Annotated in this window: 6 protein-coding genes and 1 pseudogene; 1 reads left to right on the top strand and 6 read right to left on the bottom strand. The window is 41.8% G+C overall.

Features of this window, described 5'->3' with window-relative positions:
• The 6 genes and pseudogenes from Q1V93_RS05000 to Q1V93_RS04975 form a co-directional block, all read right to left on the bottom strand.
• Nucleotides 1-326 (bottom strand): annotated as a pseudogene (locus Q1V93_RS05000) (ABC transporter ATPase); the annotation flags it as partial.
• Nucleotides 323-1,117, bottom strand: a complete 795-nt coding sequence (locus Q1V93_RS04995; RefSeq protein WP_300662331.1) for a (Fe-S)-binding protein — start codon at nt 1,115-1,117, stop codon at nt 323-325. The gene Q1V93_RS04995 and the pseudogene Q1V93_RS05000, both read right to left, overlap by 4 nt.
• Nucleotides 1,118-1,543: a phosphoheptose isomerase gene (locus Q1V93_RS04990; protein WP_300662328.1), complete on the bottom strand. Its 426-nt coding sequence runs from the start codon at nt 1,541-1,543 to the stop codon at nt 1,118-1,120. It lies immediately after the preceding gene.
• Between the two features lie 19 nt (nt 1,544-1,562).
• On the bottom strand, nt 1,563-2,891 hold the full coding sequence (locus tag Q1V93_RS04985; RefSeq protein WP_300662325.1) for a (Fe-S)-binding protein: 1,329 nt from the start codon (nt 2,889-2,891) through the stop codon (nt 1,563-1,565).
• 10 nt (nt 2,892-2,901) lie between these two features.
• The gene (locus Q1V93_RS04980; protein ID WP_300662322.1) at nt 2,902-3,939 is read right to left on the bottom strand and encodes an MlaD family protein; all 1,038 of its coding nucleotides are present in this window, start codon (nt 3,937-3,939) and stop codon (nt 2,902-2,904) included.
• Nucleotides 3,940-3,944: 5 nt separating this feature from the next.
• The gene (locus Q1V93_RS04975; RefSeq protein ID WP_300662319.1) at nt 3,945-5,096 is read right to left on the bottom strand and encodes an N-acetylmuramoyl-L-alanine amidase; all 1,152 of its coding nucleotides are present in this window, start codon (nt 5,094-5,096) and stop codon (nt 3,945-3,947) included.
• A gap of 304 nt (nt 5,097-5,400) precedes the next feature.
• On the opposite strand from Q1V93_RS04975, the gene Q1V93_RS04970 reads away from it, so the two are divergent.
• Nucleotides 5,401-6,940, top strand: a 1,540-nt coding sequence (locus Q1V93_RS04970) for a putative LPS assembly protein LptD (protein WP_300662316.1), incomplete at its 3' end; no start/stop codon positions are given.

Genomic DNA, 6,940 nt, shown 5'->3' with positions numbered 1-6,940 from the left:
AAAAACGGTTCTTCTCCATCCACCAGCATTTTCAGACGGTTAAAAAAGGAAATTCCCAATTCTTTTTCCAGGTGTTTCACAAAACGAACAGAACTGTCAATCGAACATCCGGATGCATTTGCCTGATCTTCATTTACAACCAAAACCAAATGGTAATCACCCAAAACCGCTCCGTAAGCATTCAATTTTGCTCCGTGCGCTGCCCAATCTCTTAGAAAATCAGGAAGTAATTCTTCAATCCACGCTTTTTCAGTAGCCGTCAGTTTTCTGTCGGACTGGTAACTCCACAAGCGGGCTTCATCCGGAAGATTTTCAAATGGAATCATAATTCGGCTGCGTTTGCGATTAATTCAGCGACATCCAGAACCTGGATTTCGTTTTCCTTATTGAAGTTTTTCACTCCATCCGTCATCATGGTATTGCAAAAAGGACAACCCGTAGCAATAATGGTTGCATGAGTTTCCAAAGCATCCTCGGTGCGTTCCACGTTGATTTCCTTGTTTCCTTTTTCAGCTTCCTTAAACATTTGCGCACCACCTGCACCACAGCACAATCCGGTCGTTTTGCAACGTTTCATTTCCACTAATTCCGCATCCAGTTTTTCGATCAATGCGCGCGGCGCTTCGTATACGTCATTCGCTCTTCCCAAATAACATGGATCGTGGAAGGTAATTTTCTTTCCTTTGAATACTCCACCCTCTTTCAGGGAAAGTTTTCCGGAGTTGATCAATTCCTGGATCAATTGTGTGTGATGAATCACTTCATACGTTCCACCCAATTCAGGGTATTCATTTTTTAACGTATTGAAACAATGAGGGCAAGCCGTTACGATCTTTTTCACCTCATAGCCATCCAACACCTGGATATTCATCATGGCCTGCATCTGGAATGTAAACTCATTCCCGGCGCGTTTTGCAGGATCACCCGTACAGGATTCTTCTGCACCTAAAACGGCGAAATTCACTTTGCATTCGTTCAAAATACGAACCAATGCCTTTGTAATCTTTTTCGCTCTATCGTCAAAACTACCCGAACAACCAACCCAAAACAGGATATCCGGGCTTTGCCCTTGCGCCATCATTTCGGCCATTGTTGGTACGTGTATCGTGCTCATAATTTATTTTTCAAAAACTTGAATATTCGCCTGAACTTCAATCAAATTAGTAAACTTTCCTTCAAACCGCGTTGCGCGAACGATGTGATTGTCAATCCAGTGGTAATTTCCTCCTCTGGGTTTTCCCATCATCATTCCGTGGTATTTGAATCCATGCTTTTCCAGCCATTTCTCCGTTACCGCGCGATGTTCTTCTAACCGGGATGTGAAAAACGTAATGACATGTCCTTCGTCATACCACTGATTCACTGTTTCCAATGCATCCGGATAAACGGCTGCAAATTCCATTCGTTCCGGTTCCTCATTCGGAATATCATCGCAAATGGTTCCGTCGATATCAATCAGGTAATTTTTGATATGTTCCGGCAAAACAGGAGAAACATGTGCTCCGTTTTCAATCTTTTCAATTAGTTGCTCTTCCTTTTTCATCCTTTATCGAATATCGGTCTTAATCTTCGTGAATCCAATTTCCCCGGTCTGCCTGGGAAAATTGCCAAGGGGCACCGTTGTTTTCGATATTTGTAAGCATTCCTGTCAATTCGGTTGGCATTTTGGATTCTTCCATCACCAAAAATCTTCTCAAATCAACAATAATAGCCAATGGGTCAATATTTACAGGGCATTCCTGTACACAAGCGTTGCAGGAAGTACATGCCCAAACTTCTTCTTCCGAGATGTAATCTCCCAACAAAGATTTTCCATCTTCGTAGTCCGGACCGTTCTTTCTGCGCGCATCTCCCAGTTCAACCATACGATCTCTCGTATCCATCATGATTTTACGCGGAGAAAGTTTCTTTCCCGTAATGTTTGCCGGACAAGATGATGTACAGCGTCCGCATTCGGTACACGTGTAGGCATCCATCAGGTTTTTCCAGGTCAAATCCGTTACATCCTTCGCTCCGAATCGTTGCGGTGCACCTTCTGCAGCAGGAGCTGCAAACGGGTCTGCACTTGGATCCAACATCAGTTTTACCTCATTGGTAACGGATTCCATGTTGGTGAACTTTCCTTTTTTCTCCAGGTTGGAGTAATACGTATTCGGGAAAGCCAATAGAATGTGGAAATGCTTGGAATACGGCAGGTAATTCAAAAATGCCAGAACCATAAACCAGTGTCCCCACCACCCGATTCTTTCCAGAATATGCAAGGTTTCCACACTGAATCCACCGAAAATATGCGGTCCGACCCAGGAAGAAATGGCAAATCCGAAAGAACCTGCTTCATGTGAAGCGTGAGAAGCTCCTTTCAGATACAATGCTTCATCAGCACCGTTCATCGTGAAAATGCAGCAAACCAAAATAAGCTCCATGCATAAGATCAGGTTCGCGTCAAAAGTGGGGAAACCTTTCATTTCCGGTTTTTGGAAACGAGCCAGTTTCAGAATGTTTCTCCGCGATAAAAAGGCAATCGTAGCAATCAATGCCGCCACTGAAAGCACTTCGATGATTGAAATAATGAAGGTGTAAAAACCTCCCAATGCAGACATGAAAATGCGGTGTGAACCTACAATTCCGTCTGTAATGATTTCAATTAATTCGATTTGGGTAATGACGAAAGCCGCATAAATTCCCAGGTGCAACAGCGCAGGAATTGGCCGGGCAAACATTTTCTTTTGACCTAAAGCCACCAAAGCCATGGTTCTCCAACGCTCTTTTGGCTTGTCATTTCGATTTAAATCTCTTCCCAGTAAAATATTCGAGCGGATTTTTAAGATGTTCACCGTGAACCATCCAAATCCTCCGATAAGTAATACACTGAAAATAATTGAAGCAATCATACCTATTTTATTAATCCGGGATTGAGTCTAACAAGTTACGTAATTTTTTCTCATCACTGTTCGTGATCGGAACTCCTTTTGTTTTAGCCCCGAAAACAGAGAAGTGGATGTATCTTTCCGGATGTTTCTCCAGATCTTCCACTAAATGCTGCAAACTCTTGTTGGTATTTACTAATTCATTATACAATTTTTCATCTTTCAGCAACTTCCCAAGTGTTCCGTTTCCGGATTCAATGGATGCAAAAGTAGCATTCAATTTCTCAATGGTTGCATTTGCATTGTTGATTACTTTTTTGAAATCTGCGCTTACCAAATCGTCTGAAATCTTTTCAAAGTTCCCCAACATCTTCGTAATCTTGTCGTTGGAAGCTTTCAGGTTCCCTGTAATGGATTCGATGTTGTTCATGATGCGGCTCAGCTTCACTTTTTCAGTGGCAACCAATCCTTCTACATCATCTGCAATGTTTCCGAATTTCTTAAACGCGTATTTCAATTCTTCCAAAGAAGTTTTGATCTCAGAAGTTGCTGTTGTATCCCAGAATCCTTTCAAGGACGTAATTGTTTTATCGACATTTACTACCAAAGCGGAAACTTTCAGAAGAACCGGGTTTGCATAGGATTCCAACTGACCGAACATATCTAATTGAACCTCTCCCTGAATCGGATCTTTTTCTGAATAGAATCCTTTCGAAAGATCATCCCCGATAAAAAGCAGTAACCCTTTATTTAAAAGGTCCACAGATCCGGTTTCAAGCCTGGAAGATTTCGGTATTCTCAAGCCATCTTCCTGGATGGTAAATACCATCTTTACTTTAGACATGGAATCTCCTTTCGCGTTATAATCAACTGAAATAATCTTCCCAACCACTACTCCGTTTACATACACGGAAGTGGAGGCGCTAAGTCCGCCGGCATTGGGAAAATAAGCAGTGTATTGAGCATCTCCGCCAAAAAATGAATAGCCTTTCAAAAAATTAACGCCCGTAACAAGCAGACCTATCGCAACAATGGCTATCAGACCTGCTTTAATTTCTTTTTTGATCTTCAAAACTTTTATTTTTCTGCTAATTTAATAGCTTTTTCTAAACTAATGCGCTCTCCATTTTGAAAAGCTACAACAAAAGCATTTGGAAAATCTTTTTGCCTTAATTCATTTTTGTAATTGTTGGCTGAAGTAAAATCATTTACAAACTCTCCGACAGTATATTTATAAAGCCTGTCCTGTTGATATTCGTAAACTTCATGCTTTTTAAAACGTACCGAACCAGCTGAAATTTTCGTTTCAGATGTTTCTACCTGGATGCGGAACACGATTTTGTCTTTCAGATCCTTTTTTTCAACCGGCTGATTCGGATTCGTGCTTTCTACAACCGGATCCTGCGTTCCTCTTGTCTTATAGTCGACACCTTCGAGACCGGCTTTGTATTTCTCAAATGCAACAAACATCGCTCCGGCCATTTTTCTCTGTCCGGTGGTATCTGCCAAAAACTTCTCTTCGTCTTTATTGGTCAGGAAACCTGTTTCGATCAGGACACTCGGCATCGTTGTTTTGTACAACACCAAAAATCCGGCTTGCTTCACCCCGCGGTCGAATCTTCCGATTGCTTTGAATTCGCTTTGCAATTTATCGGCAAAAATGATCGACTGATCCAAAAACACGGAAAGTTGCAGCTGACGTGCAATAATCGCGTCCGGAGACATATCAAAATCCTTGTATTTTTCTCCTTTATCTGCCTCCAGGTAAATGGTGCTGTTTTCTCTGTCGGCAATTTTTGCCTGAGCATCCGTTTTATGCAATCCCAACACATAGGTTTCTGTTCCGTAGGCTGTAGGGGATGCTGAATTTGCGTGAATACAGATAAATAAATCTGCATTTGCCTTGTTGGCAATTTTTGCACGGTCGTCCAATTCTACAAAGACATCTTTATCGCGGGTAAAAACGACTTTAATTTCCGGGTAAGCGTCTTTGATCTTCCGGCCTAATTCCAAAGCCATTGAAAGACACACGTTTTTTTCATGTGCCGAAGAGCCATGACAGCCCGGATCTTTTCCACCGTGTCCGGCATCAATTACAACTGTTCTGATGGTTCCGGTTTGTTTTACAAAGCTTTCCCTATTCTTAGTTTGAAAGCCAAAAAGCAGCACAAACGGAATAGCAACTGCTACCCACCTCACCCAATTTAACGCATTTTCTAATCGGTTCATGTTACGGTATATCGATTCCAAAATAAAAGTACTGCGGTTTATCAAGCAATCTTCAGACCAAAACGGAAACTTATCTATACCAGAATGTTGAAAAAGAAGAAAATTCAATCAAACGGGATTTCTTGCACGACTTTTGTATGACATGCACTTTTTAACTGAAATCAAGCATGAAACACTCCATAAATGATAACCGGACGTTTTCCATCACTGTGCAACCGGTTTGTGCATCTGCGGTGAAAAATAGCAGATCCTTTTTTTCTGAAAAATAATATGAACAACAAGTTGCGGACAATTGGATTTCAGAATGAATCAAAACAATGGTAATTTCGTAGCTTTGCATCCGTTAATACGCGAATTGAAAACAAAAAGGAACCCTTTATTTGATTTTCCGAAGGCAATTGGAACCTTGTTCTTTTTGCTTGTGGTTCTTTTTCCGTCTGTATCCTTCGCTCAGCCTTTCCCTGCGGATTCTGCCAAAACAGACTCTACCAAAGTACGAAAGGTTTATATCAATGATTCCGATTTCAACTCGATTATCACCTACTCTTCCCGGGATTCCATTTATTCCGATCTGAAGAAACGGCAAGTACATCTTTACGGTGAAGCCAAACTGAATTACGAAGGAATTGACATGTCGGCCGATTATTTGCTCATCGACATGGACAAAAACGAAGTATTGGCAACTTACACTGTCGATTCACTGGGGCGAAAAGTAGGAAAACCGTTGTTTATTGATAACGGAGATACTTTGAGAGCCGCTTCTATCCGCTATAATTTCGACACGAAGAAAGGATTTATCCAGGAAGCTGCCATTAAGCAGGATGAATATTACCTGAGCATGGAAAAGGCTAAAAGACAGCCCAATGACGATGTTCACTTTGTTCACGGAAAATTCACGACCTGTAATCTCGAAGAACCGCATTATCATTTTGCACTTTCCAAAGCGGTCATGATTCCGGAAAAGCGCATTGTTTCCGGCCCGATTAATTTATGGGTTATGGGCGTTCCAACTCCTTTGGGACTTCCGTTTGCGATGATCCCGATGAAGAAGAAAAAGGATCGCCAGAGCGGATTTATTATGCCGCAATATTCGGTTGTTTCCGCCTATGGAATGGGATTGCAGGATTTGGGATATTACATTCCAATTTCTGAACGCTTTCAAACCATTGTTTACGCAACCGGGTTTTCAAGGGGAAGTTTCGGGTTCCGGAACTACTCCGAATATGCAAGCAAATACAAATACAACGGAAATTTCGACCTGGGCTATACGCGTTTCAGATATGGCTACCCGGATTCAACCGTTTTCGGAACCACAACCATCCGCTGGACGCACAACCAGGATCCGAAACTGAATCCGAACTGGTCGTTTACGGCGAATGTGAACTACAATTCCAACTCGACCAACAAGCAAACACTCAATACACAAAACAATCCGCAGTATTTCAACAATACCTTAAACTCCGATATCCGTTTGGGGAAACGTTTCGGGTCGCTTCCTATTTCTGCCGATCTGAAATTGAGTTTAAGACAAAACTCCACGACCAAAACAATCGATCTGACTTCACCGGTCTTTAACTTCCAGACGACGAACCGGATTTTCCCTTTCAAAAAGGTGAACAAGGTGGTTGGTTTCAGTTATGCCAATGAATTTCAAAACCGTTCTACGTTCAAGGATCGTTATTTAAAAAACGGGAACTTCGACAGTATCGGGCAGAATTTCAGAAACGGATTTACACAAAACTTCAACGTTCAGGCAACATTCAGCTTACTGAAAAATACGATCCGTATCACACCTTCCGCGACATATAAGCAGATTTACAACTTCCAGTCGGTTCGAAAATCAT

The sequence above is a fragment of the Fluviicola sp. genome (assembly GCF_030151805.1).
Taxonomy (GTDB): Bacteria; Bacteroidota; Bacteroidia; order Flavobacteriales_D; family Crocinitomicaceae; genus Fluviicola.
This window is presented reverse-complemented; position numbering and strand designations above follow the sequence as displayed.

What these genes read in the sequence shown, in the direction of transcription:
- Q1V93_RS04990 (WP_300662328.1), bottom strand. Translation starts at nt 1,543, where the DNA reads ATGAAAAAGGAAGAGCAACTAATTGAAAAGATTGAAAACGGAGCACAT.
- Q1V93_RS04985 (WP_300662325.1), bottom strand. Translation starts at nt 2,891, where the DNA reads ATGATTGCTTCAATTATTTTCAGTGTATTACTTATCGGAGGATTTGGA.
- Q1V93_RS04975 (WP_300662319.1), bottom strand. Translation starts at nt 5,096, where the DNA reads ATGAACCGATTAGAAAATGCGTTAAATTGGGTGAGGTGGGTAGCAGTT.